General features: G+C 62.4%; 13 protein-coding genes. 6 read left to right on the top strand and 7 right to left on the bottom strand.

What is annotated here, in order from left to right:
* Positions 1-71: 71 nt before the first annotated feature.
* Positions 72-1,964: a GGDEF domain-containing protein gene (locus ACSMDR_RS13120; protein WP_436468544.1), complete on the bottom strand. Its 1,893-nt coding sequence runs from the start codon at positions 1,962-1,964 to the stop codon at positions 72-74.
* A 203-nt stretch (positions 1,965-2,167) separates the two neighbouring features.
* Between ACSMDR_RS13120 and ACSMDR_RS13115 the strand changes: the two genes are divergently transcribed.
* Entirely contained in the window at positions 2,168-3,190 is a 1,023-nt protein-coding gene (locus tag ACSMDR_RS13115; RefSeq protein WP_436468543.1) for a diguanylate cyclase domain-containing protein, read from the top strand.
* A gap of 22 nt (positions 3,191-3,212) precedes the next feature.
* Here ACSMDR_RS13115 and ACSMDR_RS13110 read toward each other — a convergent pair whose 3' ends face one another.
* Positions 3,213-3,680 carry an Lrp/AsnC family transcriptional regulator gene (locus tag ACSMDR_RS13110; RefSeq protein WP_436468542.1) on the bottom strand — a complete coding sequence of 156 codons (468 nt, stop codon included), beginning with the start codon at positions 3,678-3,680 and terminating at the stop codon, positions 3,213-3,215.
* A 133-nt stretch (positions 3,681-3,813) separates the two neighbouring features.
* Here ACSMDR_RS13110 and ACSMDR_RS13105 point away from each other — a divergent pair, with 133 nt between their 5' ends.
* Positions 3,814-4,731 (top strand): DMT family transporter, encoded by a 918-nt coding sequence (locus ACSMDR_RS13105; RefSeq protein ID WP_436468541.1) that lies wholly within the window; start codon positions 3,814-3,816, stop codon positions 4,729-4,731.
* Here ACSMDR_RS13105 and viaA read toward each other — a convergent pair.
* A complete protein-coding gene (viaA, locus tag ACSMDR_RS13100; RefSeq protein WP_436468540.1) occupies positions 4,678-6,135 on the bottom strand; it encodes an ATPase RavA stimulator ViaA in 1,458 nt (485 codons plus the stop codon). The two genes, ACSMDR_RS13105 and viaA, sit on opposite strands and share 54 nt — an antisense overlap.
* Positions 6,136-6,239: 104 nt before the next feature.
* Positions 6,240-7,853: an ATPase RavA domain-containing protein gene (locus ACSMDR_RS13095; protein ID WP_436468539.1), complete on the bottom strand. Its 1,614-nt coding sequence runs from the start codon at positions 7,851-7,853 to the stop codon at positions 6,240-6,242.
* 161 nt (positions 7,854-8,014) lie between these two features.
* Here ACSMDR_RS13095 and ACSMDR_RS13090 point away from each other — a divergent pair, with 161 nt between their 5' ends.
* Positions 8,015-8,467, top strand: a complete 453-nt coding sequence (locus ACSMDR_RS13090; RefSeq protein WP_436468538.1) for a hypothetical protein — start codon at positions 8,015-8,017, stop codon at positions 8,465-8,467.
* A 75-nt stretch (positions 8,468-8,542) separates the two neighbouring features.
* On the top strand, positions 8,543-9,004 hold the full coding sequence (rimI, locus tag ACSMDR_RS13085; protein ID WP_005895339.1) for a ribosomal protein S18-alanine N-acetyltransferase: 462 nt from the start codon (positions 8,543-8,545) through the stop codon (positions 9,002-9,004).
* A 19-nt stretch (positions 9,005-9,023) separates the two neighbouring features.
* On the opposite strand, the gene ACSMDR_RS13080 is transcribed toward rimI, so the two are convergent.
* Positions 9,024-9,566 (bottom strand): thioredoxin domain-containing protein, encoded by a 543-nt coding sequence (locus tag ACSMDR_RS13080; RefSeq protein ID WP_436468537.1) that lies wholly within the window; start codon positions 9,564-9,566, stop codon positions 9,024-9,026.
* Between the two features lie 184 nt (positions 9,567-9,750).
* On the opposite strand from ACSMDR_RS13080, the gene ACSMDR_RS13075 reads away from it, so the two are divergent.
* Both ACSMDR_RS13075 and ACSMDR_RS13070 read left to right on the top strand, forming a co-directional pair.
* On the top strand, positions 9,751-11,541 hold the full coding sequence (locus ACSMDR_RS13075; RefSeq protein ID WP_436468536.1) for an AMP-dependent synthetase/ligase: 1,791 nt from the start codon (positions 9,751-9,753) through the stop codon (positions 11,539-11,541).
* A gap of 191 nt (positions 11,542-11,732) precedes the next feature.
* A complete protein-coding gene (locus ACSMDR_RS13070; protein WP_436468535.1) occupies positions 11,733-12,446 on the top strand; it encodes a lipopolysaccharide kinase InaA family protein in 714 nt (237 codons plus the stop codon).
* A 63-nt stretch (positions 12,447-12,509) separates the two neighbouring features.
* Here the strand turns inward: ACSMDR_RS13070 and ACSMDR_RS13065 are convergent, their stop codons facing one another.
* Both ACSMDR_RS13065 and gshA read right to left on the bottom strand, forming a co-directional pair.
* Positions 12,510-13,724, bottom strand: coding sequence for an aldose 1-epimerase family protein (locus tag ACSMDR_RS13065; protein WP_436468534.1), 1,215 nt, complete (start codon positions 13,722-13,724; stop codon positions 12,510-12,512).
* Positions 13,725-13,992: 268 nt separating this feature from the next.
* A complete protein-coding gene (gene gshA / locus ACSMDR_RS13060; RefSeq protein WP_005895351.1) occupies positions 13,993-15,591 on the bottom strand; it encodes a glutamate--cysteine ligase in 1,599 nt (532 codons plus the stop codon).
* Between the last annotated feature and the right edge of the window lie 51 nt (positions 15,592-15,642).

The following is a 15,642-nucleotide window of genomic DNA, read 5'->3' as shown; positions in this document are numbered from 1 at the left end:
ACATTATACCCGCGCGAGTGAAAAATACCCAGCCCGGCATGCGCCGGATCTGCCTCCCTCCGCCATCCCGGTCACTCGGCGCTGCACACCCGATTGCGACCGGCCCGCTTGGCGCTGTACATGGCCTCGTCGGCGCGGTGAATAAGCTCGCTGAGGCTCTCCCCCTCGCGCAGCTGGGCACAGCCGATGCTGACCCGGACCGGATGTTCGGCGGGCAACTCGGTTACCTTGAGTTCCTCGACCTGCTGGCGCACTCGCTCCGCCACCTCGACAGCCTCGGCCAGCAGGGTGTCGGGCAGCAGCGCCAGAAACTCCTCGCCCCCGTTGCGCCCCACCCGGTCCAGGCTGCGTAGCGACCCCGAGATGCTGCTCGCCACCGCGATCAGTACCCTGTCCCCCGCCTGATGACCCCAACCATCGTTGATCTGCTTGAAGTGGTCTATGTCGATGATCAGCAAGGATAAGGGCTGCTCCAGGCTCTTCGCCTGCTGCAGCATGGTCTTCGCCTCGGCCTGGATCTGGCGTCGATTGTGAATGCCGGTCAGCTCGTCCGTCATGGCGAGCCTACGCATCTTGCGACTGCGACTGAGTTGATAGAGCACCACGGCGCCGAGCAGCAGCAGTACCAGTATCGTCACCAGCGTCTGCCAGTAGCGCCGCTCCTGTAGCTGATCCAGCAGTTGGGCCTGCAACGCCTGATGAGTCTTGAGGTTCTCGTTCTCAACCTCCTTACGCGCCAGATCGAACTCGAAACGCATCTGGATAGAGCGCTGGGCGCCGAGATCCCGCTCCAGCTCCTCCCAGATCGCCACATAGCGCTTGAGCGAGGCCAGGGCGGCATTGGCCTGACCCTGTTTTTCCAGGATCCGTGCCTGCACCCGGTAGATGGTGGCGAGAAAACGCTGGTTATGCTCCTGAATGAAGATGGGTTCGGCCACCGCCAGGAAGTAGAGCGCCCGATTCAGTCGGCCATAAGCCTCTTCGGCCAACCCCATGATCAGTCGCCACTGGCCCAGCGTCGCGGTGTCCGTCTCCTGTTTGCGGCTGAGCAGGGTCTCGGCCTGCTGCAAGTTGACCAGCGCCTCATCCACCCGACCCAGTTTGAGCTGGCTGTGGGCCACTTCGGTCAGGGCCCAGGCTTCATCCATGCCCCAGCCGTTGCGCTTGAAATAGTGCGCCGCCTCTTCAAACAACGCCAGCGCCTCGGTGTGGCGTCCCGTGTCCGAGTAAAGAATGCCGAGCTGGGAGCGGATATCGTTCAGGTTTTCCTCATCCCCCTGCTGCTGATAGGCCCTCTCCAGCTCCTTGAAGTATTCGAGCGCGCGATCAAATCCCCCCATGCGGCGATAGGTATTGGCTATCTCCCCCAGTTGGTGCAGCCGCCAGGCTTCGAGCCCGAGTCGTTCATAGATGTCATGGGCAATGAGCTGATCCTTGAGGCCGGCGGCCAACTGGCCCTGATAGGCCTGCATGTTGCCACGATAGCTCAAGGCGTCCGCCATCAGCCGCTGAGCCCCCGCCGCCTCCGCCAACGTGAATGAAGCATCATAGTCGCGACGGGCATGGGTCATCTCGCCCAGCAACTGACTGTGCCAGCCCCGGCAGTTGAGCAGGGCTATCTCAGCCAGCCCATCCTGGCGGGCACGGGCCTGTTGCAACTGCTGGCTTGCGAAGGTGATGGCGGCGCTGTAGTCGCTGGTGTTCTCGGCGGGCAAGGCCCAACACTGCAGGCTCACCAGACGGCCGTAGAGGGGGTTGGCGGCATCTATCTGGCGTGACAACGCCTGCACCCTGGCCTGAAATTCGCCATGGGGCTGGAAGCCGTTCTCTAGCTGAGCCAGCTCCGTCAGCAGGGACTCGCTTTGTGGGCGCGTCCCTGCTGGCGCATCAGGAGCTGCCCAGACCGACCCTGCCAGCAGCGTCAGGCAGAGTAACCAAAGGGATGAATGATTGACGCCGTTCACAGGCCTCCAGCGGCATTTAGTTGATAAATCGGATAATTAGACTTTCTATCATATCCTGCATCAGGCTGACTTATGATGAAATAATCATCCATTATCTCTATAGTCAACGATCTAGCCGGGGCCAGGTGACGACGTATCATTCCAAGCCCTCCCCCCACGTCCTGCGCCATATGCCAGGACATGCAGAGACAAATGGTCCCCACGTGACAGGAAAGGTCCCCCAGGATTACGAGGCGCTGCTGGCCGCCTATCGGAAACTGCAACAGGAAAACGAGCGACTCAAGCGCATCGCCGATGACGCACGGGAGAAGCTGGACGCGGCCATGGATGGCACTGGTCTCTGTATCTGGCAGAACCATGTTCCTACCGGCAAGCTCATCATCTTCAATCGGCGCTGGGGTGCCATGCTCGGCTATCAACCCAAGGCGCTGGAGGCCCACTTCGACGTCTGGCGCGAACACCTGCATCCGGAAGACAGAGAACGGGTGCTCACGGCTTTCCTGGATCATCTGAGCGGCAAGACCCCCTTCTACCAAGCCCTGCACCGCATGCTGGCCAAGGATGGCAAGGTAACCTGGGTGCTGGACCGGGGCCGCGTCGTGGAACGGGATCAGGCTGGCAACCCGCTGCGGGTCATGGGCTCCCACATGGATGTTACCCACGAGAAGGAGTTCGAGCAGCAGCTTGCCCTGCTCGCCCACAGGGATCCCCTCACCCATCTGCTCAACCGCGCCGCCCTGCAGCGCCAGTTCCCAGGTACCCATCAGACGCTCTGCTTCATCGATCTCGATGACTTCAAGCAGGTGAATGACAGTCTGGGCCACAGGGCCGGTGACGAGCTGCTGGTCGAGCTGGCCAGCAGACTCAGGAGCATCTCTCCCCAGGATGCGGTTCTCGGCCGCCTCGGGGGAGACGAATTCATACTGCTGCTCCCCTGGCCAAGCCGCGACTCCCGCACCCTGCAGTTGGCCCAGGCCTGCCAGCAGGCCATCTCGGCCCCCTTTCCCCTCGCCAACGGCGAAGCCTGCATAGGGCTGAGCATGGGGGTTGCCCAGATCAGGCCTCAGGATGACTTCAGCACGGCCCTGGCGCGGGCGGACAAGGCCATGTATCAGGTCAAACATGGGGGAAAACGCGGTTTTCATATCGCCCACCCCAGCGGCCAACCCCTGCTCGATCAGGAGCAGGTCAACGAACGGGCCCTCGACCACCGCTCCCCCTCCTGAGCCCGATCAAATGGCCGCGGCCTCAAATGGGCAGCGGTCCCATCACCTTGACCGCACGAATGGCGAAGTGGCTGTTGATGTCATTGACCATCGCCAGCGACTGCAAGCGCCGTACCCACTGCTCGTAAGCGGGCAAGTCGGGCACCACCACTTCCAGCAGATAGTCGTAAGTCCCGGAGACGGTATGGCAACTGATCAGCTCCCCCATGGCGGACACCGCCTGCTCGAACGCCTCCACCAGTGCCTCCTTGTGCTGACTGAGCCGCACATTGACGAAAACGGTGATCCCCAGCCCCAGTTTCTCCCGCGCCAGTATGGCGCGATAACCCTGGATATGGCCCTCCCCCTCCAGCCGCTTGAGGCGCCGGGCACAGGGGGAAGCGGACAAACCCACGTGTTGAGCCAGTTCGACGGTGCTGAGCCTGCCGTCTTGTTGCAGCAGTCGCAGCAACTGTAAATCTATCCTGTCGAGCATCTTGGTGGTTTCCATCAAAAATAGGCACCTGATTACCTGAAATTACCAATATATACGGGAAATCACCAAGAGTTTGCCCTGAAACGCCCCCCTGTTTCACCTGATAATCAGGTATCACCCTGGAGTCTGACCCACGCAAGGAGCGCCTGTGTCTCACCTTCCTCATTCCCGTCTCGGTGGCTGGGCCGCGGCCCTGGCGACAGTGCTGCTCTGGTCCGGTTTTTTCCTCTCGCTAAAAGCCGGAGCCCAGGCCAGCCTGCCCCTGCTCGGCCTTGCCCTGCTGCGTTACGGGGTGCCCGCCCTGCTGCTGACACCCCGTTACTGGCGGGCAAGAGTCAGGTTCAAGGCTGTGCCAGCCCGCTGGCGGCTCGCCATCATGGCCGGGGCCGGGCTGCCCTTCTTCTGGCTCGGAGCGAGTGGCATGCAGCTCGCCCCCGTCAATCAGGGCAGTGCCCTGATCCCGGGCCTGGTACCACTTTGGGTCGCGCTCTTGCTGTGGGGAATGGGAGAGTGCTGCGGCCCGCAGCGTCGGCTCGGACTGAGCCTGATCGCCTCGGCGCTGCTGGTCATGATATGGCACGCCGCGCCCGGGGTCTGGCTCGGCCAGCTCCATTTCATCGGCGCCGCCCTGCTCTGGGCCCTGTTCACTCTGGGTGTGAAACGCAGCGGGCTGGGCCCCCTGGATTCGGCCGCCCTGGTGGCCGTGCCCTCGACCCTGGTGCTGCTGCCCATAGTGCTCTGGCAAGGCTGGCCAACGGGCGGCACTGGGCAAACCTGGCTATGGCAGGGAGTAGTGCAGGGATTGGGCGCGGGTCTGGGGGCGGCGCTTTGCTACGGTCATGCCATCCGGGTATTGGGAGCCGAGATCACCTCGGCAATCGGCTCGCTCACCCCGTTGGTGGCGAGTGCCCTTGCCTGTCTGCTGCTTGACGAAGTGCTGACCCTGCCCCATTGGCTGACCCTGGCCTTGCTGGCGAGTGGCGTCATGCTGGCCAGCCGGGTGGCTGGCCCCTCAGCTCTGCTGCCAGCGCCGCAGCAACCGGCCACGCAGGCCGCAATCGAGTAGCCAGCTGTTGTCAAACACCCGCAGCAGTGCGGGTTTGGCGTGGCGGGACATGGCCACGGCATGGAAGCGCGTCTGCTGCCTGCGCCGCTCGTTCATCTGATCCAGCAGGGCATGGGGCAGGCTCTGGGCGATGAAGTCGGAGATGACCAGCACATCCGCCTTGGCAAAGGCGGGTTGCTTGAGCTGCTCCAGGGCCTGGGCGAGACAGGGCACCAGATCGGTACCCCCGTGGAAGCTCATGGAGAGGAAACGCTCCGCCTGATCCAGTCCAGTGTCGGCGCGGATCTCCAGGGTGGCCACCTCGGTGGAGAAGAGCATCAGGAAACAGCCCCGCTGCTCATCCATGGCCACCTTGAGCAGGGCAAGGAAAAGTGCCTTGGCACACTCCTCCGGATAGCCCCCCATGGAGCCCGAGGTGTCGATGCAGACGATGAAGGGGCCGCGAGACTGCGGCTCTGTGCCGCCCGCCTGGGGGGTACGCAGCAGCAGACGCTGGCGTGGCAAGGTGCCACGGCACTGATAGCTGAGCAGGCGTCGCTCAAGATAGCGGCGATAAAACTCCAGCTCCAGCTCGGGCAGGCCGAGCATCACGGCCTCGCTGGACAGCATTCGCATCAGATCGTTGCCCGGGTGTATGCCCACCAGATCATCCGGCACATCATCGCTCACCGCCTCGGCCAGCTCCTGCATCGGCACAGGCGGCACGGGGCGCTCGCGAGACTGACGATCCTGCTCGCTACGACCGAGCATGTCTGCGATCTCCCGCAGCAGGGGTTCGCGCTCGAGCATGCGCGCGTACTGCTTGATGAGTTCCAGGCTGCGTTTGTGCCAATGACCCTGGGCGAGATCCCACAGGCCCCCAGCCGAGATCTGGTGCGGATCCAGCGCATCGGCCAGGGTACGGTTTGCCAGCAGTTGATCCTCTATCTCCTGGCGCAGCTTTTCTCGCTCCGCCTCGGCTATCTGGTGCTGCAACTGCAACAAGGCGCCAACCAGGCTACTGCGCCACTTCTCGATAAACAGCTTTTGCAGCCCCTCGCCGGGATGTTCGCTGAGCTGGCGTACCAGACTGCGCGCCTCACCGGCGAAGGGACTGCTCGGCGCCAACTGATCGAGCAGGGCGGGCAACTGGCCAACCAGCTCGGAGAGGGGCAACCCCTTGTGACGTTGATAGAGCTGGTACTCCTGTTCCAGCATCACAGGCACCGGCTTGTGCTTGATCTCCTCATTGAGCCGCTCGCTCCAGCTCATGATGCGCCGCTTGAGCCTTTTCCCCTGACTGCTTGGCGCACGCCGGAGGAACTCGGAGATCTTGGGGGACGCGGCCAGCAAGAGCGCCATCTCCCCGGCTATCTCGCCCTCCTCCATCAGCAGGGCCAGGTCCATCATACCAATCTCGATCATGGGGCCCCCAGGGTGCAGCACGCCGCGCCAGTAACGCTCATGGCCCAGAACCGGGTGCGGTCAGCCGACAGGCCGGTGACGACAAGGTGCGCGGCGGCCACGACTCAGACCCGCTCGCCAAACAGGGCCAAACGCGTGTGCCAGCTGCGGGCATCTCCCTGCAACTGGCCCAGATCCCGGGCCAGGACGAAGAAACTCTCCTCCACCTTCTGCAACCACTCCTGACCGAGGAAGAGGTGGTTCTGCTGACGCTCATACAGGCTGCGTTGCCGACGCAGATCCTGGCTGAGGGTCTCGAGCTGGCCACTCAGCTCCTCGAGCGTCTGACGCCAGGGATCGAGCACCACGGCAGGCAGGGGCTGCTGCCCCACCAGCACCAGCGGCACGCTCTGGCGCTGCACATCCAGCACGCCCAGGCGCAGTTGATCATCGAGCACCAGCTCGTAATGCCCCTCCGCCGGGCTGCCCAGGTGCCAGCCCACCAGCTTCTCGCCGGTGGGGTGCCAATGGGCAAGCCGGTGGCGATCGAACGCCAGGGTCTCGGTGAGCCGGGTCGGATCCTCGGCACCCAGCGCCGCAGGATAGAGCAGATGCAGGTGTACCTGCTTGCCAAAGGGCTGCGCCCCCGTCAGTGGCAGCGCAATGCCGCGGGCGCGACGGCCGAACCACTGCTGACGCTGTCTGGCCTTGTGGGCCAGCCGCTGGGCCATCTCGCCTTGCAGCAGACGGAAACGCTCCTTGAGTTCGAGCAGCTGACGAGTGAGAGCAAGCTGACGGTAACAGTGCAGACGGGCAAACTCCCCCAGCATCTCCTGCAACGCCTCGCGGGAGGCCTCGTCATGCCAGAGGCAATCCTTGAACAGCAGCAGATCCAGGGGGACCACCTCCTCACGGCCATTGAAGAAGGCGCTGGCCTTGATGAGCCGCACCGCCTTCTTCCAGCGCCGATCCGACACATAGCAACTGTGGGCCAGCTGGCTGTCGAGCTGCTGGCGCAGTTGATAAATGAGCTCGAAGCAGCCATCGGGCAGGCGCACTTCGTCTATCTGTCCCTGCCAGGCGAGGTATTCGTCACTGCGGATCTGCACCGAGGCGGGCAGGTTCTGATGAGACTGGCCCTCGCTGGCCAGCATGGCCTGGAAGTTAGCCTTCTCCTGCACCCTGTCCAGCCAGATCCGCACCAGCATGCGATCGTAGAGCGCCTCCAGACCACTGTCCGGTGCCGGCAGTTCATTGGAGGCGGTGACCAGCAGGCGCATCGGGATGGGGTGCTGACTGTCACCGTTGCGAAACTGACGCTCGTTGATGGCGGTGAGCAGGGTGTTGAGGATGGCCGGGCCCGCCTTCCAGATCTCGTCGAGAAACACCACCTCGGCCTCGGGCAGGTAACCTGCGGTGAGACGCAGGTACTTGCCCTCATCCTTCAGCGCCTGAATGGAAAGGGGGCCGAACACCTCTTCCGGGGTGCTGAAACGGGTCATGAGGTATTCGAAGTGACGTGCCTCATGAAAGGCGAGCTTGAGGCGGCGGGCGATCAGACTCTTGGCGATACCGGGCGGTCCGAGCAAGAAGACACTCTCCCCGGAGAGGGCGGCCAGCAGCCCCAGACGCAAGGCATCCTGGCGCTCATACAATCCCTCCCCCAGAGCAGCCAACAGACGTGGCAAGCGCTCAGCGATGGCGTTAGCAGAGTGACTCTTCTGGGACAACAGCGGCATAGGCAAATTCCGGCTCGAGATAGGGATGGGTGTTCCGGTCGGCAGCGTCTGTTCATGGGAAGAGGCGCCGGGTTTGGGGCTGCATAACGGCAAAGGGTGCAGCAAACTCCGTTCGAGTGTACCCTTCCTTGAGTTTTTTTTGCCAATCCAGAGTCAATCAGATGCTAGATCCCTTACGCCAGGGCCTGCTCAGCCGCATGGGCATACAGGAGTGGCAAGTACGCCGCCCAGCCCTGCTGGGAGCCGATCCAGTGCACACCCCCATGCCAGGCACCGCAGAAGCAGCCGCCAGCTCGCAGCCCAGCCCGTATCTGGCCGATCCACTTCCCGCGACCCAACGCAGCCATGCCAAGCACGCCTTGCCTGCGGGTCGACTCTGGATAGTCGCCGATCGCCTGCCAGCCCTCCCCCTGCTGGCGGATGTCTGCCTGTTGCTGGGGTTCAGCCCCCAGGAGGTCAGTCTGGTTCCGAGCCTGGTCCCTGGCATGGTGACGCCCTTGCTCTGGCTCGAGGAGGTCGATCCCGCCTGGCCCCAGGCACTGATCTGCCCGCTGCAACCCAGTGCGGCCCAGAAACGGGCACTCTGGCAACAGCTGCGCCAACGCCTGACCTGAGCCGTTGCCACTTTACCCGGCACCTTTCCATCGCCCAAGTTGCCCAAGTTGCCCATCCCCAGTTTCGGAGTCCAGATGTCTCAACCCCAGCCCGAATTTCGCCCTCTGCTGGAGAGCGATTTTGCCCTCATCTACCCCATAGAGCAGGCCGCACACCAGGAGCCCTGGAGCCAGGCCAATCTGCTCTCCTGCTTCGGGCCCCGCTACCTCAACGGCTTGCTGCTGGTGGCGGGGCGGCCCGCCGGTTTCTACATCTCGGATCTGGTGGCCGGAGACAGCTCGCTGATGAACATCTGCGTCCATCCTGACTTTCAGGGCAAGGGATTGGGGCGGGCACTGCTGAGGGAATATCTGGCCAGCAGCAAGGCGAAAAAAGCCGAGGCCTGGTTCCTTGAGGTGCGGGCTGGCAACAAGGGCGCCATCGCCCTCTACGAGAGTGAAGGCTTCGCCGAGTATTGCCGCCGCGCCGACTACTACGGCACAGGCCCGGATCGGGAAGATGCCGTGCTGATGTCGCGGCTGTTCGACTTCGGCTAGTCGCTGACCCTGGCGCAAATCAGGGCGCGAGGGCGGTGAAAGCGGGATCCTCCAGTGCCAGGGTGGTATGCAGCACGGCCTCGAAGCCGGCGGCCGACAGCGGCATGAAAAAACCACGCCGGTAAGTCACTCCAGGCATCCAGATCTGCTGAATATCCACCACTATCTGCATCGGTTTGAGCGGGCCATCGGCCTGCTGCAAATAGATGCCGGGTGGCGTCGCGACCTTGGGGAAGCGACGCAGCACTTGCTCACTGCCATCTCCCGCATTCGGATTGAGGCGTACCTTGGCCAGCCCGGCCAGGGTGGAGGCCAACGCCGGATCCTGCCACAACCCCTTGTCGAGCAGTTTGCAACGCCGACACTTGTCCGATTCGATCACATAGAGCACCGCCATGCCGGACTCGCGGGCGAGCTGCTGGGCCCGTGCCACTCCCTGCGCTCCCTTGAGCCAGGGGTTGCCACGAACCAGTGCCTGCTGGTTCCACCAATACCAACCAGCGCTCCCGGCCACCAGCAACAAGGCCAATAGCAGCCCCAACCATTTCCCCAGATTTTTCATTGCTCTAGCCTCCGACGACCGCCTTTCCCAGTTATCGCCGATTTTGATTAATTTCGCAGCAAAATCCGATCTTCCTGATCCGGAACAAAACAGCGCACACTTGTAAGCCGTAATCTTAGAGTTTACACTCCAGCCCGATTTTCACGCCCCTGCCGGGCGTCTCTCTGTCATTGAGGATCTACGAATGTCACAGCTGCATTTGGTTCATCTGATTCGCGAACGCATCGCCCGTCTGGGTAATAAAGCCGCCCTGCGGGTGCAACAGGATGGCCAATGGCGTGCCATCGGCTGGCGCACCCTGGGTCAGGCCATGGACTATTGCGCCCAGGCGCTGATCCGGGCCGGTCACCAGGAGTGCGACATGGTCGGCATCTATGCCCGCAACATGCCGGAGTGGACTCAGGCCGACCTCGGCATCCTCGCCGCCCGCGGCGTCAGCGTGCCAATTTACCCCACCAGTACCTTGGATCAGCTGCGCTACATAGTGCGCGACGCCCGTATCCAGATACTGTTTGTCGGCGAGCAACCTCAGTTCGATCAGGCCCTGCAACTGCTCGAGCGCGGCGAGATCCGCCAGATTGTGGCCCTCGATGGCGGCGTCGATCTGCGCGGCTGCAAGCAGGCCAGCCACTTCCAGGCCTTCCTGGTCTCCAGCAACCATCAGGCCAGCGAACAAGCACTGCGGGAGCGCGAACGCCAATACCGCATGGATGACCTGCTGACCCTCATCTACACCTCGGGCACCACGGGTGAACCCAAGGGGGTCATGCTCGATTTTGCCAACATGGCCGCCTGCTTCGAGATGCACAACAGTCGCCTGGATCTCAGCGAGCAGGATGTGTCGCTGTGCATGCTGCCGCTCAGCCATGTATTCGAGCGTGCCTGGACCTACTACGTGCTCTACTGCGGCGCCGAGAACGTCTACATCCGCGATCCCCAGAAGGTGATGGAGGTGATTGGCGAGGTGCAGCCGACGGTGATGTGCGCCGTGCCCCGCCTTTACGAGAAGGCCTACGCCATGATCCAGGCCAAGGTCGCCCAGGCGCCAGCCCTTCGCCGCGCCCTGTTCGGCTGGGCCACCGGCGTCGGCAAGCAGATGGTGGCCACCCGCCAGGCGGGCAAGTCTGCCTCCCCCTGGCTGTATGTCCAGCTCGCCCTGGCCGAGCGCCTGGTGTTTCGCAAGCTGCGAGCCCGTTTCGGCGGTCGTACCCGCTTCCTGCCAGTGGCCGGCGCACGTCTGGCCGACGACGTGAATCTCTTCTTCCAGGCCATGGGGCTCAACCTCAAGTACGGCTACGGCATGACGGAGACCACGGCCACCGTCTGCTGCTACGAAGATCAAGCATTCAAGCTGGGATCCATCGGTACCGCCCTCAATGGCATCGAGGTGAAACTTGGTGAGAACAATGAGCTGCTGGTGCGCTCCCCGACCGTGATGCGCGGCTACTACAACAAGCCGCAAGCCACGGCCGAAGTGATGACCGAGGATGGTTTCCTGCGTACCGGCGATGCCGGGGAGCTCGACAGCCAGGGCAATATCTACTTTACCGAACGCCTCAAGGAGCTGATGAAGACCTCCAACGGCAAATACGTGGCCCCGCAACTGGTGGAAGGCACCCTCGGCAAGGATCGCTTCATCGAGCAGATCGCCATTGTCGCCGACGCCCGCCACTTCGTCTCGGCCCTGATCGTCCCCTGCTTCGAGTCGCTGGAAGAGTACGCCCGCTCCATCAACCTGCAATACCAGTGCAAGACGGAGCTGCTGCGCCACTCCCGGGTGATGGAGTTCTTCGAGGCGCGCATCCAGGGCCTGCAGCAGGAGCTGGCCAAGTTCGAGCAGGTGAAGAAGTTCACCCTGCTACCGATCGCCTTCTCCATGGAGCTCGGAGAGATCACCCCGACCATGAAGCTGCGCCGCAAGATCATCGAGGCCAAGTATCAAGACGAGATCGAGGCGATGTACAGTCACGTCTAAATTCGAAGGCCACGCCATGGACAACGCCGCAGGCCCTCAAGGCCCTGCGGCGTTTTCATATGCACTTCAAGGTATTGAATGACCCATTCAGCTCATGTCAGCTAAGGAGTCGTACCATGACGTCATAACAGACGGGTCATTCTTGTCATCTCGTCAAGCCAGGCTCGCACCACTCTCAGAGCACCTCTTTTATGAAGCTGACCTCACTCGAATTCGATGGCCAAACCCATCACTACCTGCTGTTTCATGATCAACTGCAGCTGCCTCGCTGGTCTCTGGACAAGACTCAGGATACCGCCCACTTCGAACAAGTCGGCAGCAGCCTGTTTCGCCGTCACAACGCAAGCCACTCCCTGTGCAAGCTGGTTGCCGACAAGCATCCCCGCTGGTCTCTGGCCTGGTTGTGCCGGGACCAACTCGGCAAGCGGCTCATTGGCCACATCGACGCCCTGCGTGAATGGCGCAGCAACCGTATCCTGCGCAACGTCGGCCTCAATGTGGTGCCTTGCCAGGCTGCCGGGATCGCCATCAATCCCCTCAATCCCCTCGCCTCTTTCCTGGCGGTGCAGTATCTGCAAGATGCCATTTCGGGGGAGGATTACTTTCTCGGCGCCGACGAGGCACAACGTCTCGCCCTGTTACGTCGGCTCGCCAAGGAGATTGCCATGCTGGCCAGCCACGGTTACTGTCATCGGGATCTCCACTTTGGCAATCTGATGATTGATCCCATGGGGGAGATCATCTGGATTGATACCCATGTCCGTCGCCTGCCCTTTGGCGTCAAGGCCCGCCAGCAGTGCCTGGCAGCCACGCTCAAACCCGGCAAGCTGCATGGGGAGACCTATCGCAACTATCTCTTGCAGCAGCTTGCGCGCCTCGCCCCCCTGGCCCCAGTGCGCCACTGACTCGGCCTTGGCCAGGCCATAAAAAGCCGCTCATGGAGCGGCTTTTTGCTGTCTCCCTGTGACTCAGGGCAGTTTGACCAGGGGCTGCTCACGCAATTCGGTGGGGCGCCCGGCCTGGATCTTCTCCACCTGGGCCAGGGCCTGCTTCACCTCATCCCCATTGCGCAGCAGGCGATAGGTCAGATCGAAGGTCTTGGTCTCCCCAGGCTGGATCTTGGGCACCAGCCCCAGCGGACGCTGGTACTTGGTGCTGTAGGCATAGCTGGTACCGGGCTCGATGCCGGTCACATAGCCCTGGGCCCGGGTGTCTGTGTTCTTCCAGAGCGTCAGCACAGGCAACTGATGCGTGTTGTAACCCACAGCAACACCGGCGCTGCCCGCCCGGTTGTTCAGCACCGCCAGGGTATTGCCCTCGGCGTCGCTGTAGGGCACCAGGTTGAACACCATCTCGTCGAAGCCCTTGGTCGGCCCCAGGTAGGTTTGCCAGCCCTTGAGCCCCGCCTTGGCGTAGTCGTTGAACGGCGAGATCTGTTTCACCGGGGTGCTGACACGCGCCCCCTCTTCCAGGATGGGGGCCCCGAAGTTGCTGTGGTAGATGATCTGGTACTCGTTCTCGTAGTCGGCGTGGTTGGTCAGCTTGTCCTGCAGGGCAAATTCCGCCTGACCCGGCACCACACTGAGCTGGGTCCAGGTGACCAGCTCGCTCATCTTGAAGGTGCGCTCGTCCACCCGGCCCCGCACCTGGATGGCGTAGGGCGGCTCCTCGTCCACCGTCACGCTGACCACGGACGCCGGTATGTTCTGCACCCGGCCGTGCAGGCTCTTGAGGCGGCCGTCGTCATCCACCCCGGGGTGGCCGGTCCACTCATAGCCGCAGCGTACCAGCATCTCGTTGAAGCCATCGAGCCAGCCGAGACCCCCGCGGCTCTCCAGATCGATGAAGGCCGGGTTGACCACCTCCTTGACCGGGGAATCCCAACCGAGGCGCACATCGGCCCCCTTGACCTCCTTGATCCCCATGCCGCGGGTCGGCACCAGGGTGATCTTCATCACCCCGTTGTCGACGATGAGCAGATCCACCCCCTCCTGGCGCCCGCCGTGCAGACGCCTCTTCTCGATGGAGAAGGGCACCGGGCTCTTGATGCCGAGCTTGTCGCTGCTGATCTTCCAGTCCCCCACATCCAGCCCCTGCTGGGAGTCGGTCAGCAAAAATTCGGCGGCCTGGCCCGAGCTGGCGCCCAGGGCGAGCAGCACGGCAATGGAGAGTCTCTTCAACATGGCTTTATCCTCGTGTCTCTTGTTCTTGTGAGTGGTTTTCGTGAAAGCTGAATCGTTTCAGTGATCGAAAACTAGGCGCCTGGCGCACCAGACTCAAGGGACAAAAGGAGGAAATGTGAGCCGTTTGACAATAAAAGCGTCTATCGGCTTGCTGAAGTGAAGGCTGACTCACACTTCTTTTTTTCGGATAACAGAGCGGCCAGGAAGACGACTCTCGGCCATAAAAAAGCCGCTCATTGAGCGGCTCTGTCATGGTAATGCTGACGGATCAGGTCGTGGTCTGGCGGGTGCCGAAGTAGTCCGCCAGGAAGTCGTCGAACGACAGGCTATCCCCCCGTTCACGCTCGCGCTGCTTGAGCAGGGACTCCCGCGCTTCACCGGCGAAGTAAGCCTCATCCCAGTACTGCAACTCACCGGCCAGCAACTGTTCGCGATACTGACTGGCCAGAGCGTCGCCGAAGCAGCCGTTATCCAGATCGCCCTCCTTGAGCATCTTGAGCAGGCGCGCCGAGTAGGTCAGCTCCGGGTCGAGCAGCTTCTCGCGGTGCATGGCCAAGGTCTCGCGATAGCGATTGCGCCCACAGCAGCGATCCAGCAAGGCGGCAACCTCGTCCAGCTCGTCAAACAGGCTGAGTCCGTACTCCTTGAGGGTCCGCTCGGTGCCTTGCTCATCTTCGAGCTGCAAACCGGGACGGCGTCCCTCCAGCACTACCTTGTTCATGTTGCTGCGGTTGCGGGCCATATCCTGCTCCGTCAGCTGAGCGGAAGGACGCAGCAGACACCAGACCAGGAAGACATCGAAGAAGCGCACCTGTTCCACGTCTATCCCGAGCGGCGTGAAGGGGTTCACGTCCACGGTGCGCAGCTCTATGTATTCGATGCCGCGCTGTTCGAGGGCGTCCGACGGCTTCTCGCCGCTGCGCGGGGTACGCTTGGGCCGGATCGGCGCATACAACTCGTTCTCCAGTTGCAACACGTTGTCATTGAGCTGGCGATACTCGCCGTTCACCTTGACCCCTATCTTGGCGAACTCGGGATCATGGGTGTTGATGGCACGGCGCAGGGAGGCCACGTAGGCGGGCAGGTTGTCGTGGCTGATCTCGAGTCGGCTCTGGGCGCTGCTGGTGTAGCCCAGATCGGACAGGCGCAACGACGTGGCATAGGGCAGATAGAGGGTCCCCTTGCCCAGCTTCTCGAACGGCAGCGCACTCTCGCGCCCCTTGAGGAAGGATTGGCAGATGGCGGGGGAAGCGCCAAACAGATAGGGCACCAGCCAGCCGAAGCGGTAGACGTTGCGGATAAGCCCCATGTACTTTTCCGAGATGAAGCGCTGGCTGCAACAGTGCTCCCCCACCAGATCCTGCCACTCGCACCAGAAGCTGTCCGGCATGGAGAAGTTGAAGTGGATGCCGGCGATCACCTGCATCAGGCTGCCGTAGCGGTTCTTGAGACCCTGGCGATAGAGGGTCTTCATCCGGCCTATGTTGGAAGTGCCGTACTGGGCGAGGCGTATGCTCTCCTCGTCACCGACGAAGCAGGGCATGGAGAGGGGCCAGAGCCGCTCTTCGCCGATATGCTGGCTGACATGGTGATGAATGTCGCCAAGCTGCTCCATCAGGCTCTCGATGGAGTCGGTGGCCGGGGTGATGAACTCCAGCAGGCTTTCGGAGTAGTCGGTGGTGATGTTGGCATGGGTCAAGGCCGATCCCAGACTGCGGGGATGATCCCCCTGGGCCAGGCTGCCGTCCGGGCGAATGCGCAGGGTTTCGCGCTCCAGGCCACGACGGATCCCCTTGAGGGCCGACAGTCGCTCCGGGGTACCCAAGGCGGCCAGCAACTCGCGCAGTGACAAGCTAGATATGGTCATATTCAAGGCTCATTTTTGGCCGCCCCAGCCGGGGCGGCACTCAGGCATGCC

The sequence above is a fragment of the Aeromonas molluscorum genome (genome assembly GCF_051376105.1).
In the GTDB taxonomy this organism is placed as follows: Bacteria; Pseudomonadota; Gammaproteobacteria; order Enterobacterales; family Aeromonadaceae; genus Aeromonas; species Aeromonas molluscorum.
The sequence above is the reverse complement of the archived record's forward strand: the minus strand, read 5'-3'. Positions and strand labels throughout refer to the sequence as shown.

Coding starts and splice junctions, on each gene's coding strand:
- ACSMDR_RS13110 (WP_436468542.1), bottom strand. CDS start 3,680: ATGGAAACCACCAAGATGCTCGACAGGATAGATTTACAGTTGCTGCGA.
- viaA (WP_436468540.1), bottom strand. CDS start 6,135: ATGATCGAGATTGGTATGATGGACCTGGCCCTGCTGATGGAGGAGGGC.
- ACSMDR_RS13095 (WP_436468539.1), bottom strand. CDS start 7,853: ATGCCGCTGTTGTCCCAGAAGAGTCACTCTGCTAACGCCATCGCTGAG.
- ACSMDR_RS13090 (WP_436468538.1), top strand. CDS start 8,015: ATGCTAGATCCCTTACGCCAGGGCCTGCTCAGCCGCATGGGCATACAG.
- rimI (WP_005895339.1), top strand. CDS start 8,543: ATGTCTCAACCCCAGCCCGAATTTCGCCCTCTGCTGGAGAGCGATTTT.
- ACSMDR_RS13080 (WP_436468537.1), bottom strand. CDS start 9,566: ATGAAAAATCTGGGGAAATGGTTGGGGCTGCTATTGGCCTTGTTGCTG.
- ACSMDR_RS13075 (WP_436468536.1), top strand. CDS start 9,751: ATGTCACAGCTGCATTTGGTTCATCTGATTCGCGAACGCATCGCCCGT.
- ACSMDR_RS13070 (WP_436468535.1), top strand. CDS start 11,733: ATGAAGCTGACCTCACTCGAATTCGATGGCCAAACCCATCACTACCTG.
- ACSMDR_RS13065 (WP_436468534.1), bottom strand. CDS start 13,724: ATGTTGAAGAGACTCTCCATTGCCGTGCTGCTCGCCCTGGGCGCCAGC.
- gshA (WP_005895351.1), bottom strand. CDS start 15,591: ATGACCATATCTAGCTTGTCACTGCGCGAGTTGCTGGCCGCCTTGGGT.